Origin of the sequence: Mucilaginibacter hurinus (assembly GCF_003324525.1) — a bacterium.
GTDB lineage: Bacteria > Bacteroidota > Bacteroidia > Sphingobacteriales > Sphingobacteriaceae > Mucilaginibacter > Mucilaginibacter hurinus.
On record NZ_QGDC01000009.1, the window covers coordinates 76,196 to 95,093 of the forward strand.

Annotated in this window: 19 protein-coding genes; 10 read left to right on the forward strand and 9 right to left on the reverse strand. The window is 44.5% G+C overall.

Going from position 1 to position 18,898, the window contains the following annotated elements; genetic code table 11:
* Positions 1 to 385: 385 nt before the first annotated feature.
* Complete coding sequence (locus DJ568_RS15180; protein WP_114006146.1) at positions 386 to 2,296, reverse strand: AMP-dependent synthetase/ligase; 1,911 nt, start codon at positions 2,294 to 2,296, stop codon at positions 386 to 388.
* A gap of 128 nt (positions 2,297 to 2,424) precedes the next feature.
* On the opposite strand from DJ568_RS15180, the gene DJ568_RS15185 reads away from it, so the two are divergent.
* Positions 2,425 to 4,551 carry an alpha-amylase family protein gene (locus DJ568_RS15185; RefSeq protein WP_114006147.1) on the forward strand — a complete coding sequence of 709 codons (2,127 nt, stop codon included), beginning with the start codon at positions 2,425 to 2,427 and terminating at the stop codon, positions 4,549 to 4,551.
* Between the two features lie 167 nt (positions 4,552 to 4,718).
* On the opposite strand, the gene DJ568_RS15190 is transcribed toward DJ568_RS15185, so the two are convergent.
* The 3 genes from DJ568_RS15190 to DJ568_RS15200 form a co-directional block, all read right to left on the reverse strand.
* Entirely contained in the window at positions 4,719 to 5,045 is a 327-nt protein-coding gene (locus DJ568_RS15190; RefSeq protein ID WP_114006148.1) for a HesB/IscA family protein, read from the reverse strand.
* A 282-nt stretch (positions 5,046 to 5,327) separates the two neighbouring features.
* A complete protein-coding gene (gene iscU / locus DJ568_RS15195) occupies positions 5,328 to 5,741 on the reverse strand; it encodes a Fe-S cluster assembly scaffold IscU (protein ID WP_114006149.1) in 414 nt (137 codons plus the stop codon).
* 103 nt (positions 5,742 to 5,844) lie between these two features.
* The gene (locus tag DJ568_RS15200) at positions 5,845 to 7,056 is read right to left on the reverse strand and encodes an IscS subfamily cysteine desulfurase (RefSeq protein ID WP_114006150.1); all 1,212 of its coding nucleotides are present in this window, start codon (positions 7,054 to 7,056) and stop codon (positions 5,845 to 5,847) included.
* Positions 7,057 to 7,263: 207 nt separating this feature from the next.
* Here DJ568_RS15200 and mce point away from each other — a divergent pair, with 207 nt between their 5' ends.
* The 5 genes from mce to prmA all read left to right on the forward strand — a co-directional run bounded on the left by mce (position 7,264) and on the right by prmA (position 11,300).
* Positions 7,264 to 7,674, forward strand: a complete 411-nt coding sequence (gene mce, locus DJ568_RS15205) for a methylmalonyl-CoA epimerase (RefSeq protein ID WP_114006256.1) — start codon at positions 7,264 to 7,266, stop codon at positions 7,672 to 7,674.
* Between the two features lie 330 nt (positions 7,675 to 8,004).
* Positions 8,005 to 8,253 carry a type B 50S ribosomal protein L31 gene (locus DJ568_RS15210; RefSeq protein WP_114006151.1) on the forward strand — a complete coding sequence of 83 codons (249 nt, stop codon included), beginning with the start codon at positions 8,005 to 8,007 and terminating at the stop codon, positions 8,251 to 8,253.
* A gap of 65 nt (positions 8,254 to 8,318) precedes the next feature.
* On the forward strand, positions 8,319 to 9,503 hold the full coding sequence (locus tag DJ568_RS15215) for a GlmU family protein (protein ID WP_114006152.1): 1,185 nt from the start codon (positions 8,319 to 8,321) through the stop codon (positions 9,501 to 9,503).
* Positions 9,504 to 9,531: 28 nt separating this feature from the next.
* A complete protein-coding gene (tpiA, locus tag DJ568_RS15220; RefSeq protein WP_114006153.1) occupies positions 9,532 to 10,296 on the forward strand; it encodes a triose-phosphate isomerase in 765 nt (254 codons plus the stop codon).
* A gap of 167 nt (positions 10,297 to 10,463) precedes the next feature.
* Positions 10,464 to 11,300, forward strand: a complete 837-nt coding sequence (gene prmA, locus DJ568_RS15225; protein ID WP_114006154.1) for a 50S ribosomal protein L11 methyltransferase — start codon at positions 10,464 to 10,466, stop codon at positions 11,298 to 11,300.
* Between the two features lie 106 nt (positions 11,301 to 11,406).
* Here the strand turns inward: prmA and DJ568_RS15230 are convergent, their stop codons facing one another.
* Positions 11,407 to 11,856, reverse strand: coding sequence for a hypothetical protein (locus DJ568_RS15230; RefSeq protein ID WP_114006155.1), 450 nt, complete (start codon positions 11,854 to 11,856; stop codon positions 11,407 to 11,409).
* Positions 11,857 to 12,066: 210 nt separating this feature from the next.
* Here DJ568_RS15230 and DJ568_RS15235 point away from each other — a divergent pair, with 210 nt between their 5' ends.
* A complete protein-coding gene (locus DJ568_RS15235) occupies positions 12,067 to 13,422 on the forward strand; it encodes a UDP-N-acetylmuramate--L-alanine ligase (RefSeq protein ID WP_114006156.1) in 1,356 nt (451 codons plus the stop codon).
* A gap of 73 nt (positions 13,423 to 13,495) precedes the next feature.
* Entirely contained in the window at positions 13,496 to 13,837 is a 342-nt protein-coding gene (locus DJ568_RS15240; protein WP_114006157.1) for a helix-turn-helix domain-containing protein, read from the forward strand.
* Between the two features lie 18 nt (positions 13,838 to 13,855).
* Here the strand turns inward: DJ568_RS15240 and DJ568_RS15245 are convergent, their stop codons facing one another.
* From DJ568_RS15245 to scpB, 3 genes are all read right to left on the reverse strand, one after another.
* Positions 13,856 to 14,986: a GNAT family N-acetyltransferase gene (locus tag DJ568_RS15245; protein WP_114006158.1), complete on the reverse strand. Its 1,131-nt coding sequence runs from the start codon at positions 14,984 to 14,986 to the stop codon at positions 13,856 to 13,858.
* 64 nt (positions 14,987 to 15,050) lie between these two features.
* Positions 15,051 to 15,251: a hypothetical protein gene (locus DJ568_RS15250; RefSeq protein ID WP_233496703.1), complete on the reverse strand. Its 201-nt coding sequence runs from the start codon at positions 15,249 to 15,251 to the stop codon at positions 15,051 to 15,053.
* 131 nt (positions 15,252 to 15,382) lie between these two features.
* Entirely contained in the window at positions 15,383 to 15,943 is a 561-nt protein-coding gene (gene scpB, locus DJ568_RS15255; RefSeq protein WP_114006160.1) for an SMC-Scp complex subunit ScpB, read from the reverse strand.
* 124 nt (positions 15,944 to 16,067) lie between these two features.
* Here scpB and DJ568_RS15260 point away from each other — a divergent pair, with 124 nt between their 5' ends.
* Positions 16,068 to 16,754 (forward strand): ferritin-like domain-containing protein, encoded by a 687-nt coding sequence (locus DJ568_RS15260; protein WP_114006161.1) that lies wholly within the window; start codon positions 16,068 to 16,070, stop codon positions 16,752 to 16,754.
* A gap of 11 nt (positions 16,755 to 16,765) precedes the next feature.
* On the forward strand, positions 16,766 to 17,626 hold the full coding sequence (locus DJ568_RS15265; protein WP_114006162.1) for a ferritin-like domain-containing protein: 861 nt from the start codon (positions 16,766 to 16,768) through the stop codon (positions 17,624 to 17,626).
* Between the two features lie 53 nt (positions 17,627 to 17,679).
* On the opposite strand, the gene mqnC is transcribed toward DJ568_RS15265, so the two are convergent.
* A complete protein-coding gene (gene mqnC, locus DJ568_RS15270; RefSeq protein ID WP_114006163.1) occupies positions 17,680 to 18,804 on the reverse strand; it encodes a cyclic dehypoxanthinyl futalosine synthase in 1,125 nt (374 codons plus the stop codon).
* Positions 18,805 to 18,898 lie beyond the last annotated feature (94 nt).

The window sequence follows — 18,898 nt, forward strand, 5'->3', positions numbered from 1 at the left end:
TACTATGGCACTGCCAATGCTACCCGTGCCAGCCGATGCCGGATTTTAAGGTGAACTTCTGTTCGTCAGGCTCTATACTCTCTTTTGTAATGTCTTTAAACTAATAAGTATATAAATAACCGTCATTGCGAGGAACGAAGCAATCTCTTTAAGGCTTGTTACGCCGAATATTTCCTTTATTAATGCAAGACCTCTTGCAGAAAACAATGCATACACCCTTACAGAAATGACGTTTCAGGCTTGGTAACGTTCTTTAGTGACGACCTTATTAGGAACTGCGTTTATGAAGCCATAGCATGTGGTGGCGCAGAGATTGCCTTGTCCCTTGCAATGAAAGCCCGGTGATAACTAAGATTTTTACTTTTGAATTTTGACTTTATCTTTATCAATCCCCAATCTCTTCGCCAGCATACAATCCCTCAATCACATCAGCGTATTTCTTTTCAATCACTTTGCGTTTGGCTTTCATGGTAGGGGTTATCTCGCCTTCTTCCATGCTGAATGGCTTGCGTTTTATGGTGAAGTTTTTGATACGCTCAAACTTGGCCAGTTCGTTGGATAGCTGGCGTATATCCTGGTTTATCCACTGGATGATCTCGTTGTCGTCAATAAAAGGTTCCGGCTTTTCAAACCAGGCATCTTTGAGGCCGAATTTTTCCTGCATGGCATCTCTTGACGGAATTATAATAGCAGTAACATAATCACGTTTGTCGCCCAACAAAAATACCCCCTCAATCTTCGGACTTTTCAGGTAGGTATTCTCTACCGGCGTGGGGTAAATGTTTTTCCCGTAGGCGTTAACCAGCATGTTTTTCAGCCTGTCGGTTATTTGCAGGTTGCCCTTAAAAAAGCGGCCGATATCACCGGTATGAAACCATCCGCCCTTATCAATAGCCGCGGCGGTTTCTTCGGGCTTGTTCCAGTAGCCTTTCATTACACAATGGCCCCGCACAATAATCTCGCCCTCTTCCGACTGAAAATCGGGCTTAAAGCTTTCGTGCGTTTGTACAGTATATATCTTCTTGGTATCCACATTTTGTATGGCTACCTCAATGCCGGGTATAATACGGCCTACCGTGCCATAAACCTGGCGGTCATTCTCGGTAACTGACATTACCGGCGATGTTTCTGTAAGTCCGAACCCTTCGAGTACTTTAATACCGAGGTCACCAAAAAACTCACCTACATTTTTAGGCAGCGCGCCGCCGCCAGACAGGATGAACTTTAAGCGCCCGCCTGTTTTTTCTTTTATCTTACCAAATACCAGCTTATCGGCCAGGGCGTGCTGTGTGCTTAACCATATACCCGGCGTTTTACCGGCCTCTTTTGTTTCGCGGTATTTACGGCCAATGCCTAACGCCCAATTAAATATACCTGTCTTAACACCGCCTCCGGCCGTGCCTGCTTTTACTGCTTTATCCTGTATGCGTTCAAGCAGCCGGGGTACGCAGTTCATAATTGTAGGCTTCACTTCGGCCATGTTTTTGGCTAGCAGGTCAATGCTTTGCGCAAACACCATTTTACAGCCTACCGTCAGGCAAACATGATAGGTGGCCGTACGCTCAAACACGTGAGACAGCGGCAAAAACGACAGAAATACATCATTTTCAGTTACCACGGTTATTTGCATCAGGCTGGCCCAAACGTTGGCTGTAAGGTTATCATGCGTTAGCATAACACCCTTGGGCGTGCCTGTGGTGCCCGATGTGTAAATCAGGCATGACAGGTCTGACGGCAATATCGCTTCGCGCGCAATATCAATGGCTCGCCGGTGTGCCGCTACTATTTTCAGTCCCTCATCAATAACCTGTTTAAAGTTGATAACCCCCGCTTTAAGTACAATATTTATATGCTTGGCATGGTCGTCAAAGGCCGGTATTATACGTATTAATTTAGGGCAGTTGTTAGCCACTTTTGCTACTTTACGGAGCAGGAACGGGTTACCCACAAGGATGGTGCGCGCGCCCGAGTCGTTCAGGATATATTCAATATCGGCTTCGCTAAGGGTAGGATAGATAGAGGTGTTTACGGCGCCTATCTGTTGCAAAGCCTGGTCGTAATAAACAAAATCGGGTCCGTTTTCAATAATCAGGGCCAGGTGGTCGCCTTTTTTGATACCAATGCTCAGGAACCATGCCGATATGGCGTCGATCTTTTCAAGGGCTTCTTTATAGGATATATCCACCCAGGTACCGTTTACCTTATGACTTAAAAACGGATGCGTATCGGGGTGCACGTTAGCAACAACGTTGCGTATTAAGCCGGGAATAGTAGTAAGCTTATTTTCGAAGACCATTTACTAACGGGGTTTATAGCACAAATCTATATTATTTTTGCAAAATGTCTGATTGTATGAAGTTATTAAGTTTTTAGTTTTGCCCATCTGTTAAACTAATCAAATTAATAAATCAGACCTCCCGTTACATGAAAAAATATCTTTTGCCGCTATTGCTGACAGGTATACTTAATATCTGCTGCGCGCAAACAAACCTTGTTCCCAAAAAGGTGATAATGCAGGGGTTTACTATGGGGCCCTATTGGGACGGCACGGCATGGGATACCGCGCATACCTGGGGCGTACCGTGCCCTAACGATAAGCAATCATTGCCGCAAACCGATGTTTGGTTTTACGACAGGCTTTCGCAAAAGGCTAATGAGATAGCCGCAAGCGGCATTACGGCGGTGTGGCTCCCCTCGTTCCCTAAGGGCAGCGGTGGTTATTACGGCTTTGCTTTGAAACCCAAGTACGCGCCGGGAGGAATATATGATGTAGGCTACGGCATATTTGATGATTACGACCTGGGCGATAAAGTTCAGAACGGCACTTTAGAAACACGTTACGGCTCGCGTAACCAGCTTACGCGTTGTATAGCTACCCTGCGTGCCAACGGGTTAGAAGCTTACCATGATTTTGTGGTGAACCAGCGTAACGGCCTTAACATAAAGCCGGTTGCGCCGCATTACCAGGTGTTAGGATATAAAGACGCTTATGGTAATGATAACGGCGGCAGGTTCCCCAAATACGCGGGCGACTTTGCCCAGTACGGCACGATACCGGGTGCCCCCGGCGATACCGACCTGCCATCGCTGTTATACCCGGACGGCACGCCTACCGGCGATAAGGAAACACGCTGGGGGCCTGATTTTGCACACATAACAGGGCAAAAAAACATAAACGGTACTACCGGGGTGTGGTGTGCCGAGCAGATAAAAATTGCCGGCGACTGGCTGGTGCGCGCTACCGGGGTGCAGGGCTACCGGCTTGATAATGCCTCGGGCATATCATGGAACTTCCTGCGCGACTTTGTGAATTATGGCGCTATGAAGGGCAAGTTTTCAATGGCCGAACTGGTGGGTACCTGGTACAGCAACTACCAGCTACAGGAGTGGCTGGAAAAGAGCATTGGCGAAAAGGGAAACAACTTTACCATGATGGACCAAATGCTGCAGCCGCTGCTTATTGCTATCTGCAAAACTGACAAGTATAAAATTGGCGCGCTGCAATCTAAATACCTCAGCTGGAACAGTAAAGATAGCAGCCGGCTGGTAAATGCCATTAACCCGCAGCAAAAGCCGGAGAATCCCGGCAAATTCAGCGGCTACCGCAGCGTAATGGCTATTGACCCCGAGCAGGCAGTTACAGTGTTAAACGAGGCAGATATGGAAACGCCGATAGGCACCATGCCGCGCGTTGCGCTGCCTAAAGAGTGTTTGCTGGGTTACGCTTACATCCTTACTATTGGCTATGGTACACCGCTGATAGCCTCAAAAGACTGGAATACCGACGCGGGTAGCTACGGGGCCACCATGATAGGTAAGAAAACGCTTAATCAGCATTTAAATAAGTTAATATGGTGCCATAACTTTATTACCACAGGCGGCCTAACCAACGAGCAGGTGGCGGGTAACGGGTATGTTTACGCCTTTCAAAAAACAGGTGGAAGCCAGGCCATGGTTTTTTTAAACAGCGATCAGCAAAATGATATTTCGGTAACGGTAAACACCACTATACCCAATGGTACTGTTTTGACAGACTATACCGACCATGACGCTAACGCTACTGTAACAAACGGACAGATAACTGTAAAGGTACCGGCCAATATTAATGGCAGGGGTTACCTGGTGCTGGCTCGCCCCGGTATAACAGGTACTTATAAAATCCCGTCGGCCGATATTACACAGGAGTGGGAAGGAAATAAGGATTTGGGTATTAAACCGGCAAGCGGTACCCGGCAGGAAGTATGCCGTATATGGGTTGATGGCAATAAAAAACTTACATCAAAAATGCTTGACTATTATACCGCGGGATGGTCGCGCGGCAGCAACCTGGTGCTTGAGGTTTGTAAACTGCTGCCGGGTAATACGCTGTCGAAGCCGGTGGCGTCGCGCACGTTTACATCCGCGCAGCCGGGGCAGGAGTTAACATACACCACAAAGGGTACACCTGCCTGTTACGTTATCAATATAAAAGGAAACAACCTGCCTGCAGGCGAAAGCAACTGGTGGTTTAAACTGCAAAATACCTATACGGCACCGCCGAAATTTAATTAGCATCCAAGTTGCAACACAATGCCTTGCAAGTGTGGCGGAAGGGCTGCGGCAGGAGCGGCTATGAACTGCAAGGAAAACGCCCCCTCACCCTTGGAAAGGGCGGGGGGTGAGGCACAAAAAAAGGCACCCGTTTGGGCGCCTACTGCTATTTTTTTGTTTCCTGATATTTATACCGAAAAACTTTCTCCGCAACCGCAGGTACGGCTGGCGTTGGGGTTATTAAAGTTAAAGCCCTTGCCGTTCAGCCCGTCGCTAAAGTCAAGCTCGGTGCCGGCCAGGTATAAAAATGATTTCATATCAAGCGCCATGCGTATGCCTTTATCCTCAAAAAACTGGTCGCCCTTTTTTTCTTCATTATCAAAATCAAGGTTGTACGATAAACCTGAGCAACCGCCACCTTGCACAGACACCCGCAGAAAGTACGACGCATCAAGCCCCGAATCCTGCATCAGGCGTTCTACCTTTTCTTTTGCTTTATCAGTTACTGTTACCATTTCATTATTAGTATCAAGTAGTTAGTATCAAGTCGCAAGTATTTTTTGTATTAAATAACTTTTAAGACAATCTTGATAACTGATACTTAACATTTTTTATTCGTATCAAGTCGCAAATATTTCTATCATGTATTAACGGTTCTAAATAGTCTTTAAAACCTGATACTCGCTACCTCAATACTCAACTTTTATTTATCAGTATCAAGTCGTAAGTTGTATCAGTGTCGATATTTCTATCTAGTCTTGATACCTGATACTCACTACTTGATACTATACACCAATTTAGTGATGCGATTTCTCCAACTCTATCGGCTGCATACCGTTTTTTACGCGGTAATCGTTAATGGCCGATTTTATAGCGTCTTCTGCTAAAACCGAGCAGTGAATTTTTACCGGCGGAAGGGCAAGCTCTTCAACAATGTCCATGTTGTCAATCGCCATGGCGTCGTCAATGGTTTTGCCTTTTAGCCATTCGGTAGCCAGTGATGATGAGGCGATGGCCGAACCGCAGCCAAATGTTTTAAACTTAGCGTCGGTAATGATGTTGTTATCATCAACCTCAATCTGCAAGCGCATCACGTCGCCGCACTCAGGGGCGCCAACAAGGCCGGTACCCACTTTGTGGCTGCTTTTATCCAACGTACCCACATTGCGGGGGTTGGTGTAATGATCAATTACTTTATCTGAATATGCCATTGTCTTTATTTTTTTAGTTTGTGAATGATTGATTTATAGTATAAACCTGCATTCATATAATATTTTTAATTCGCACCTGCGCTTTAGCGCATCTGCATATCAATTAATGTTCTGCCCACTCAATTGAGTTAAGGTCAATGCCTTCTTTAAACATTTCCCACAGTGGTGAAAGTTCGCGCAGATGGTTAACCGCTTTTTTGGTCACTTCTATCGCGTAATCAACCTCTTCTTCCGTGGTAAAGCGTCCTAAGCCAAAACGTATCGAAGAATGTGCCAAATCGTCTGACAGGCCTAAGCTTTTTAATACGTATGACGGCTCAAGCGAAGCAGATGTACAAGCCGAACCTGACGATACTGCCAAATCCTTCATTGCCATCATCAGGCCCTCGCCCTCAACATACTTAAATGATATATTGGCCACATGCGGCAAGCGGTATTGCTTGTTGCCGTTTACATAGCTCTCTTCAAGTTCTGTTAATGATGCTTCCAGCTTGTCGCGTAATGACGATAGGCGCAATGCCTCTGATGCCATTTCCTGGTTAGCTATTTCACATGCTTTACCCAGGCCAACAATACCCGGTACGTTCAACGTGCCCGAACGCATGCCACGCTCATGGCCACCGCCGTCCATTTGGGCTGTAACCTTAACACGCGGGCCTTTACGGCGTACGTACAAAGCGCCAACACCCTTAGGGCCGTACATTTTATGTGCCGATAACGCCAGCAGGTCAATCCCGTCGGCATTTACATCAACAGGTATTTTGCCTACCGCCTGGGTAGCATCTGTCATAAATAAAGCGCCGTGCCTGTGGGCAATGGCTGCAATCTCTTTAACGGGCTGTATAACACCAATCTCATTATTGCCGTACATAATGGATACCAGGATGGTCTCGGGCGTCATGGCAGCTTCCAGCTGGGCAAGGTCAACCAAACCATCCTCTTTAACAGGAAGGTAAGTTACACGGCCACCCAGTTTTTCAACATGCTTGCAGGCGTCAAGTACGGCCTTATGCTCGGTAACCGCGGTAATAATGTGGTTGCCTTTATCTTTATACATCTCAAACACGCCCTTAATAGCCAGGTTGTCTGATTCGGTAGCGCCTGAGGTAAAGATGATCTCTTTTTCGGTGGCGCCAATTAACTTTGCCACTTGTTCGCGTGCGTAGTCAACACCTTCTTCGGCTACCCAGCCAAAATGATGGTTGCGGCTTGCCGCATTACCAAACTTTTGTGTAAAGTATGGAATCATCGCTTCAAGCACCCTGGGATCCATAGGGGTGGTTGCGTTATTATCTAAGTAGATAGGAATGTTCATTGTATATGTTTAACATTACAAAGATATACAAATAAATTATTTAAAATTGTCATACGGAGGTTGATTTAAGTAGTGCGAAAGGTGGTTTGTATAGCCGGAATGTTTGAAAGTCAGACAGTCAGAAAAGACAGGTTAAACCGTATGTCGATCCCTGCCACAAATATCTTCCGGACCTTCGGGCTTCCCTGGCTTCCGGACCTAATAAAAATGAACAAAATAGAACACATCGGCATCGCCGTAAAAGACATCAAAACCGCGGGCAGTTTGTATGAAAAACTGTTGAATACTTCAGTGTATAAAGTAGAGGAAGTGGCTTCTGAATTTGTAAAAACCGCTTTTCTGCAGGCCGGGCCTAACAAAATAGAACTGCTCGAAGCCTCATCTTTAGATAGTGCTGTAAGCAAGTTTATTGAAAAGAAAGGAGAGGGTATACATCACATCGCTTTTGAGGTAGATGATATTGAAGCGGAAATGGCGCGTTTAAAAGCTGAGGGATTTATTTTATTGAATGATAAACCTAAGCCAGGCGCCGATAATAAGCTGGTTTGCTTTGTGCACCCTAAAAGCGCGGGCGGGGTGCTGGTGGAGTTGTGCCAGGAGAACCCCCTAACCCCCTGAAGGGGGAATTTTTGATGTTGAATTTATGAATAAATATCATGTCAATTAAGGCTGCTGCCTTTGTTGATGTTGTCACCCATCGCTGGTTTAAGAGTTAGCGCAGCGCTCTTAAATCCAATCAGATAAATGCAGGACTCCGTCCGGTTGTGAACTTGCTTGTTATTCTAAAACATTCGTCTTGGCGGTCGCTTGCAGAGCACCATGCGCATACGAGCCAACCGGCGCTTTGCTTAACGCTAAACGGGTAGCGAAACTATTTTAAATTAGCCTTTTTACATTATAAATAAATAACTATATTTGCGCCTCTTTTAATAGAAGAACTATATAACAATGAAAAAAGATCTGCATCCATCAAATTATAGGTTAGTTGTTTTTAAGGATATGTCTAACGACTATTCTTTTTTAACCAAATCATGCATCGATACCCGTGAAACAGTAAAGTGGGAAGATGGCAACGAGTATCCGTTAGTTAAATTAGAGATTTCGCACACTTCGCACCCTTTTTATACTGGTAAAATGAAACTGGTAGATACTGCAGGCCGTATTGATAAATTCCGTACACGTTACAACAAAAAGTAACTGTTGCAGTAAAATATATTTACAGGTCCCGGCTGTGCAGTCGGGACTTTTTTTATTTTTGCGCCATGGCAATCATCCTTTTTGACGATAACGCTCATCATACATTACTGCCGTTAACCTTTACCCGCCCGGTTGCCAATTTGCGTATTGGTATTTTAACCATTGCCGAAAAGTGGGCCAAGTATCTTAAAGCCGACTACTCATACCACACGCAGGATTATCTGCAGGCTAAATTTCCGCTGCGTACAGAGGGGAATAATATTTTTATTAACGGGGCAGTTTGCCCCGACGACGCTTTAACAGCCGCTGTAAACAATCTGCAGCCCGGCGAAGCTTTAAAAAAGGATGATATGCTTATAGCGGTTAGGCTGGACGAAGCCGCGGCTAAAAGCTTTGATGTTAACAACAATTTTGAGAAAACAACCCCCTACGAAGAAAGATTTACCTTTATACGCCACCCCGAAGACATTTTCAGGCAAAACGGCGGGGAATTAGAAAAAGACTTTGACCTGCTTACCAAAGGGCGTACAAGCGCCGCCATAAGTAAAACCAATACCATAATTGGCGACAGGTTTTTTGCCGAGGAAGGCGCGGTTGCCGAGTGCTCAACCTTTAACACCACTAATGGGCCCATTTACCTGGGCAAACAAACCGAGGTATGGGAGGGCGTACATATACGCGGAGGATTTGCGTTGTGCAATAACTCGCAGGTTAAAATGGGCGCTAAGATATACGGGGCTACCACAATAGGGCCGTATTGCCGTGTTGGCGGCGAAATTAACAACAGTGTTGTGTGGGGCTACTCATCCAAGGGGCACGAGGGTTTTTTGGGCAATTCGGTATTGGGCGAGTGGTGCAACATAGGGGCAGACACTAATAACTCAAACCTTAAAAATAATTACGAGGAGGTGCGGTTATGGGATTATGCTACCCAGCGTTTCCGTAAAACAGGCTTGCAGTTTTGCGGCCTTATCATGGCCGACCATGCCAAGTGCGGTATAAACACCATGTTTAACACCGGTACGGTGGTAGGGGTTAGCGCCAATGTATTTGGCTCGGGTTACCCGCGCAATTATATACCTGATTTTGCCTGGGGCGGTCCGCAGGGGTATGAAGTATATAGCTTGCAAAAGGCTGTTGCCACTACCGAAAGGGTTTTTGCCCGCCGCGACGGCCGTGAGTTTGACAAGGTTGAGCAGGATATAATGGCCAGGGTTTTTGAACTGACCGAAACGTACCGTAGGTTTTAAATAGTAACAACAATAAGATTATATTATCATGAGGAAAAAAATAGTAGCCGGAAACTGGAAAATGAACCTGGATTATAACGAAGGGTTAGCTTTATTTTCAGAGGTCATCAACATCGTTAAAGATGAAGCCACCGGCAGCCAGCAGGTAGTGGTTTGCAGTCCGTTTATTCATCTGCACAGCCTGGTACAGTTAGCAAAAGGTTACAACAATATTGCGGTAGGCGCGCAAAACGCCCACCAAAATGAAAGCGGTGCTTATACCGGCGAAACATCAGCCAAACAGGTAAAATCAACCGGCGCGGAATATGTAATATTAGGCCATTCAGAGCGCCGCCAGTATTTTGGCGAAACAAATGAGCTGCTTGCCGCTAAAACTGATACCGCGCTAAAGAATGACCTGAAGCCTATTTTTTGCATCGGCGAAACTTTGCAGGAGCGCGAGGCCGGCTCACATTTCGGCATTATCAAATCGCAGTTAGAAGAGGGTGTTTTCCACCTGGATGCCGCGGCGTTTGGCAAGCTGGTTATAGCTTACGAACCTGTTTGGGCCATAGGTACAGGCGTAACGGCTACATCAGAGCAGGCGCAGGAGATTCATGCTTACATCCGCAAGGAAATTGCTGACAAGTACAGCCAGCAGGTTGCTGATGATACAACCATACTTTACGGCGGAAGCTGCAACCCTAAAAACGCTGCCGAACTGTTTGCACAGGCGGATATTGACGGTGGCCTTATCGGCGGCGCGTCACTTAAATCGCGCGACTTTGCCGATATTGTTAAAGCGTTTAATTAATTAGATTTGAGTTCCGATAAGCTATCGGGATAAGATGTGAGATATGTTACTCCGGGTAAGTTTGCCTGTTCGGTACCATATCTCACCTCTTTTGGGTATTGTACTTTTTACGATATTGTGCCTGTCCCTCAGTAAACGTGTTCTAATTCCCCGTCTGATATTCACCCATGGACTATTACGAATTACATTTTAAACTTGAATCGGCTGAAGAATACCAGCAGGACCTGCTGATAAATGAACTGGCAGACCTTGGCTTTGATACCTTTGAAGACGTGGACGATGGGTTTAAAGCATATATTCCGGCTCTGCAGTTAAGCTTGCAGGGGGTAGAAGACCGTTTGCTGCTCTACCGGGATATGTTCGGTTTTAGTTACGAGACAAACCTTATACCCCAAAAAAACTGGAACCAGGAGTGGGAGAGTAACTTTGAACCGATACAAATACAGGATAAGATATTTGTACGGGCTACGTTCCACGCTGCCAGGCCGGAGTTTCCGTATGAGATCATTATCGACCCAAAGATGGCATTTGGTACCGGGCATCATCAAACCACCAGCATGATGCTTGAGCTGATGCTGGAGAACGATTTTGCCGGCAAGGCTGTGCTGGATATGGGCTGCGGAACGGGCATATTAGCCATTATGGCTTCAAAGCTGGGTGCCTCGGCTATAACCGCAATTGATTACGACCCGGTTTGTTATGACAGCACGCTTGAAAATGCCGCCTTGAATAATGTGGCTAATATAACCGCACTATGCGGCTCAAAGGAGGTAATACCCAATGAGCAGTACGATAGTATACTGGCCAACATTAACCGTAATATACTGCTTGACCAGATGCAGCGTTACAGCGAGGTTTTAAAGCCACAAGGTGAAATATATTTCAGCGGTTTTTACGAAAAACCTGACCTGGATATTATTGCTGATGAAGCCCGCAAGTATGGGCTGACGCATATTACCCATAAAAAGAAACAGGATTGGGTGGCCGTTAAGTTTGTGAAGTGATGCATCTTAACCTATTTAAAGATGCTGGTTTAGTGGGATAACTTATATTAAAGTGAGATTTAAAAAAGAGCGTATGTTATTTCTGATAACATACGCTCTTTTTCAATTAAGGCACTAATGTGAAGCCTGACAAATGACTTTCCATGACAACCTGATTGTGTAATGGGTATGGTCCCTGGAATGTGGGTGATATCGTAAATGACATATTCATAGACGTGGTCCATGTATGCGAGCCGAAATCGCGATAATATGATCCTGAGTAAAAATCTTGATAAACGGGTGTCCACTCTGGCTCTCCCAATGTTAATGTATAATCGTTGGTAGCCGTTAAAGGGCTATACTCTTGTGTGGTGTAATTCACTTTTAACAGATAAGCTTTAATGTTATTCCATCCCGGCGAGCCGCTTATTGGTGTAAACTTTAATACAAATACCGCTTTTATAACATCCGTTTGAGGTTTGCTCGATTTTTTAGGCGGTTTTGTATCCGCGAACGAAGTTGAACATACAAACATGGCAATAGCAATAGCCAAACTAAGCCTTAGCATTTTTTTCATGATGAGTAATTTAGATTATGAATAGGTTAATTAAAAGTAAATGTATAAAATTAAAAGAAATATAATAATGAAATAATTAGTTAAAAATTAATTCATCACTGATTATACTTTGTGATTTGATATATCAAATTTCTAAAACGTCAATGGACTTCAATTAGGCTAAAATATCTTAATATTGCGTTTTTGTTAGCTCGCACGAATTTTAATCAAATGAGGGTACATTTTATCGCTATAGGCGGCAGCGCCATGCACAACCTGGCCATTGCCCTGCATAAAAAGGGTTTTACGGTTACCGGGTCTGACGATCATATTTTTGAGCCGTCGGCATCGCGGCTGGCCGGGTATGGTTTATTGCCTGCTGCTGAGGGCTGGTATCCTGAAAAGATAAGTACCGGGCTTGACGCTGTTATATTAGGCATGCATGCCCGTACCGATAATCCCGAATTGCTCAAGGCGCAGGAGCTGGGGTTAACTATATACTCGTATCCCGACTATATATACGAGCAATCAAAAAACAAACTGCGGGTGGTAATAGGGGGCAGCCACGGCAAAACTTCCATCACATCCATGATATTGCATGTGCTGCAGCAGGCGGGTAAAAAGTTTGACTACCTGGTGGGCGCACAGCTTGATGGTTTTGAAACCATGGTGGGCCTTACCGAAGATGCCCCGGTTATTATTATTGAGGGTGATGAATACCTGGCATCACCTATAGACAGGCGGCCTAAGTTTCATATTTACAAAGCCAATATCGGCGTTATCAGCGGTATAGCGTGGGACCATATCAACGTGTTCCCCACATTTGATAATTATACCGAACAGTTTAAAATATTTATTGAAACCATACAGCCGAGCGGCAAACTTATTTATTGCAAAACCGATGAAGTACTAAATGATGTTGTTGCCGGGCTTGAGACCGGGATTGATAAGTTGCCGTATGCCTTGCCGCCGCATGTTATTGAAAACGGTATAACAAATATTATTTACGACGAAAAAATATATCCTTTACAGGTTTTTGGCGAACACAACCTGCTCAATATTGAGGCCGCGCGACTGGTATGCCGCCAGCTTGATATTGATGCCGATGCGTTTTACACTGCTATGGGAACCTTTAAAGGCGCGGCCCGCAGGCTTGAGCTGGTTGGCAAAAATGACCTCGCCGCCATATATAAGGACTTTGCCCATTCGCCATCAAAATTAAAGGCTACTATACAAGCAGTAAAAGCTCAATTTGCTGATAGAGAGTTGATTGCTTGTATTGAACTGCATACATTTAGCAGCCTTAACGAAGATTTTTTAGCGGAGTACAGCGGCACTATGGCGCAGGCCGATACTGCCATTGTATTTATTGATAAAAAAACCTTTGAACAGAAGAAACTTGAGCCTTATGGCGCCGACACGGTAAAAAAAGCCTTTGCCAACCCCCGCCTGGTGTTTTTTGATGACCCTGAGCAGTTATTGCAATATATAAACCATATTAAATTAATAAATTGTAACCTGTTGATGATGAGTTCAGGCAACTTTGGCGGGCTTGATTTAGCTGAGGTAAAAAATAAATTATTGTAATTATATTATTTTATTAAAATTAAGTTTTAACTTTATTAACTATTGGGAAACCGATCCTTAATTAATCATTGAAATGAAAACACTGGGAAAAAAGATCAGGCTACTACGTCATCAAAAGGGATGGAGCCAGGAAGATGTTGCGAAGAAATTAGACATTTCTATTCCGGCATTTTCTAAGATCGAAACCGGCATAACCGATATAAATTTATCACGCCTTGAGCAAATAGCCACTTTGTTTGAAATGTCGGTAGTGCAACTGCTTACATTTAACGACACGGAGGCCGAACAAAAGTTTGTTAATGAACTGGAAACCATCCACAAAAAGTTAACCGAGCGCGAAACCGAGGTAATTGACTTGCAGAAAAAAGTGATAGAGCTTTTTGAAGAGCTTAGGGTTAAAAAGGTTACCGCATAAAATACTTAAAGGCCGTTTTTACATGGCCTTTTTAAATTTGCACCGCATAGTTAAATGCTTTTTACCAAATACCGCCCCAACGGCATGATGGATAGAAAGCATTTTCTCGTTAAAGTCGCCCACCCACGATAGTTCAAGCTCGTTGTATCGTTTTAATGGCAATACATATTCCTTTAGTTTTATAAAGATACCCGACTCAAGCCCGTGGTTTTGGTATTTCTTTTTGGTGCCCATTACAATAGCGCGCATACGGGTTACACCTTTCCACCTGTAATACAAAAATTTTAGTTTGCCAATAATATCCAGTTTACCGTTTAACGGCTTTATCATTTGGTTGGCGTCCGGCAGTATTATAATAAACGAGGCCGGTTCGCCATTTACGTAGGCAAACCAAATAAGTTTCTCGTCCATTATCGCTTTCATTTTTTCAAAGCTTTGCAGCACAGTAGCCTTTGTAATAGGTGCAAAGTTTTCAAAGTCATGCCAGGCATCATTATATATAGCAATAAAATCAGCCGCAAAGCGGTTAATATCCTTTACTTTAAAATGCCTGAACTCGTATCCCGGTTTTTTTATTACCCAATTGGCAATTTTGGTAAACCGCTCGTCAAATGGCTTGGTGGTATCTAAATGGTTGGTAATTTGCTCATACTCGGTAACAAACCCATAATCCTCAAAAAATTTACGGTAGTAGGGCGGGTTGTAGTTCATGCCGTATGATGGTGGGGTAAACCCTTCAACCAGCAGGCCCCAAAAGTTATCGTTTTCTCCAAAATTAATGGGCCCATCCATGGCTTCCATGCCCTGGGCGGCAAGCCAGTTTTTAGCTGTATCAAATAATGCGAAGGCCATAGCCTGGTTATCTGCACACTCAAAAAAACCTATACCGCCCGTAGGTTGCTCATAGTTATACGCTTTTTTGTTGTTTATAAAAGCGGCTATACGTCCTGCGGGCCGGCCGTTATCATTATATAATACCCAGCGGGTGCAGGTGCCGTGGGCATGAAAATCATTTTTTTTAGGGTCAAACACCGCTTCAATATCACTATCAAGCGGACAAACCCAGTTTGGGTCGTTTTGATAAATAAGGCGGGCAGTATCTAAAAATGCTTTACGGGCTGCTTTGTTGTTAACCTCTTTTATAACCATACAACGTAATAACGCCAAATATAAAAAAAGCATCCGGTGAGTTTCCGGATGCTGCAGCTATATGCTAATATTTATAATCGTCGTCGTCATCGTCATCATCGTTGTATGACATGTAACCATCAAGGTCATCTAGTGGCTCTTCAAAATCGTCGTCATCAATCATCCTTTTTTTAGGTGTTGCATCATCAGCCAGGCCGCTTTGTTTTCTCTCGCCGGAAATTTTAGAAGCGGGGCTCTTTGGAGTTTTCTTTGGCGTTCCCATCATTATAGCGTTAGGGTAAAAGTTTTATCAAATACTAATGTCGGTTTCGTGTTTAATACTAATTGCAGGTAACACGGTGTCGTGTTCAGTAAAAATAATCAAAATCCAATTTCTTATAAAAAAAACTAAAATAATTATTCGGCAGCTTCGCCAATGGTTGATGACGAATCAGTAAGCTCTTTAATATGAGGCAACTCATTAATAGAGTTTATGCCAAAATAATCCATAAACAAATTGCTTGTGCCATATAAAATAGGCTTTCCTACCGTTTCAGATTTGCCTACAATAGCTATTAATTCCTTCTCCAGCAGCTTTTGTATCGAGTAGTCGCAGTTAACGCCGCGTATTTGCTCCACATCAATTTTGGTTACCGGTTGCTTGTATGCTATAATTGCCAGTGTTTCCATGGCGGCTTGGCTCAGCTTCTTTTTTGCGCGCTGCGCCTGCAGCAGGCTCACCATAGCATGGTAGTTTTTTTTGGTTAAAAACTGGTAGCCATTATTCAACTTCACCAACTCAATAGCCATCGTCTCGTCATCATATTTCTTTTTGATGTTACCCAGGTTTTTTATCACGTCCTCGGTGGTAAAGTCGCGCTCAAAGGTGGCTTGCAGGCAATACAAAATCTCTTCGGTACGTATGCTTTGTTCCGATGAAAAGATGAGGGCCTCAATATGTTGTTCAATATTTTCCATCGGGTTTTAAGTTCAAATAAGGGTTGTATTCGCTGAGGTTGTGGTTATTATATTAATAATAAAAACTGTACGGTCAAAAATACGGTATGTTCCTAATATAATTATTTAATCATTTATCAACATTATGAAAACAGAAACACAACTTAACCAAAGCGATGCAGGAATGGCCAGGCGGGCCTTTTTGCGTTATGCAGGTGCGGGCGTGGCGGTTGCTGGTTTGGCTGCCGTTGGCGCTTGTAAAAAAGACAAAAATAACCCTAACAACGGGTTAACCGACGTAGGATCGGGCGACATTGGTGTATTAAACTATGCTTACGCGCTTGAGCAGCTTGAAGCGGCGTTTTACATACAAGTAGCCGATACAAGCGGCAACGTGTTTAACAATGACGAAAAAAGCCTGCTTGGCGAGATACGTGACCACGAGGTAGCGCATCGCGAATTTTTTAGAAAAGCACTTAAAGACAAGGCTATAAAAGATTTAACCCCTGATTTTAGCGCGATTAATTTTGGCGACCGTACCAGCATACTTACTGCCGCAAAAGCCTTTGAAGATTTGGGTGTAACTGCTTATAATGGTATTGCATTTAAAATAACCAGTGCAGATATTTTAACCGTTGCCGGTAAAATAGTATCTGTTGAAGCCAGGCATGCCGCGTTGATAAGCAACCTGATTAACCCGGGAAGCTTTGTTAATGCCGACCAGGTTGACCTTGCAACCGGACTCAACAAATCAAACGGGCCTAACGCGGTATTAGCTGCTGCCAATATGTATCTGAAGACTAAGGTTAGCGCTTCAAGTTTTAACTTTTAATATCCATCGCCATGAATTTATTTAATATAATAGAAGAAATAGAAAAGGTAGACCCCGAGGTTAGCGAACGCATTAGTCCGCGCCGGGCAGCTATCAAAAATATAACAAGCTTTGGCTCAAAAGTTGCCGCGGCATCTTTACCGTTTGCTTTTGGCAGTTTGTTTAAAAAGGCTTACGCGCAATCATCGCCTTCAGAAGTTATCGGCGTGCTGGATTTCGCGTTAACACTGGAGTACCTTGAGGCTGAGTTTTATAAAGCAGGCCTGGCTGCAACAGGCCTGGGTATGCCTGCTGCGGACCGCACAAACTACTTTGAAAAAATATCAAGGGATGAAAACGCCCACGTTACTTTTTTACAGTCAACCATTACCGCATTAGGTGGCCAGTTTACGCCTAAAAGCGCGTTAAAATTTGACTTTACCGGCGGCGGTGCTTTTGGTAATGTAATGTCAAACTACGAAACATTTTTAAAGGTGTCTGTAGCTTTTGAAGATACAGGTGTACGTGCCTATAAAGGACAGGCCCCTAAGTTGTTGGGTAACGAGGTTGTTTTAGGCGCAGCTTTAGCCATACATGCTGTTGAGGCGCGCCATGCCTCGGCTGTGAGGTATGTATTAAATGATAAACTGGGTTTAGGCCTTCGTCCGTGGATAGTAAGCACCGGGTCAAAAGGTAATGATACAGGTGTAGCCGGCGTTGACGGAAATTACAACGGCGAGCAGGAAATTATGCAGCTTGGCATAAATATTACTGATTTGCCTAACACCGGCAACAGTAAAACAATACAGTCGGCAACGGCTTCGTTTGACGAGCCTTTGACCAAAGATCAGGTACTTGCGTTACTGATACCGGCCTTTATAAAACCGGCATAATAATTATATAACGATAAAAAAAGCGGTCCCTGCATTAGGGGCCGCTTTTTTTATTAGTAATTTATCACTTGTTCCTCTATTTCGACAGGTAAATCGCGCCACTCGTACCTTTGGTTGCGCAACTGCGGCTCAAAGCCTGCTTCAATAATAGATTGCTGTATGCCTTTGGCCGTAAACCTGTGCGGCGCACCTGCTGCCGATACCACGTTCTCTTCAATCATTATTGAGCCAAAATCGTTTGCACCCGCGTGCAGGCAAAGTTGTGCCACCTGTTTACCAACCGTTAGCCATGATGCCTGTATGTTTTTAATATTGGGCAGCATAATGCGGCTTAACGCTATCATGCGGATATATTCGTCGCCGGTTACGTTGTTGGTGATGCCACGCACTTTACGCAGCAGGGTACCATCGTCCTGAAAAGGCCAGGGAATAAAAGCGATAAAGCCATAATGGTTTTCGGGTTTCTCACTTTGTACCTCGCGTATCCATACCAGGTGCTCAAAGCGTTCCTCAATGGTTTCAATATGGCCAAACATCATGGTAGCCGAACTGGGTAAATTCAGTTGATGCGCGGCCCGCATAACATCCAGCCACTCACGGCCCCCGCATTTGCCTTTTGATATCAGGCGGCGTACCCGGTCATTCAGTATTTCGGCACCGGCGCCGGGAAGTGAGTCGAGCCCCGATTCTTTCATCGCCTTCAGCACATCGTAATGGCTCATGTTCTCCAGTTTGGCAACGTGCGCAATTTCCGGCGGACCCAGGGAGTGCAGTTTTAAGGTAGGGTATAGTTGTTTTAATTTGCTAAACAGATCGGTATAAAAAGCCAGCCCCAGATCGGGGTGGTGGCCGCCCTGTAACAGCAGTTGGTCGCCGCCGTATTTAAAGGTTTCCTCTATCTTTTGCTTATAAGTTTCAATATCGGTTATATACGCCTCATCGTGTCCCGGCCGGCGAAAAAAGTTGCAGAATTTACAGTTGGCAATACACACATTGGTAGTGTTCACGTTACGGTCAATCTGCCAGGTAACCTTACCGTGGGGCACCTGCACCTTACGCAGTTCATTAGCTACATAGGCCAGCTGCGCGGTAGGGGCGTTGTGATACAAATAAACCCCCTCTTCCAAACTCAAAAAATCAAATTGAAGGGCGCGTTGCAGCAGTTCGGCGGTATTCATATACAAATATAAGGGTTGTGTGATTATGGTTGGTGTAAGCGGGTTGTAAAAGTTTGACTGATCGGGGTGGCGATTACTGCTTCATTTCTGCGTT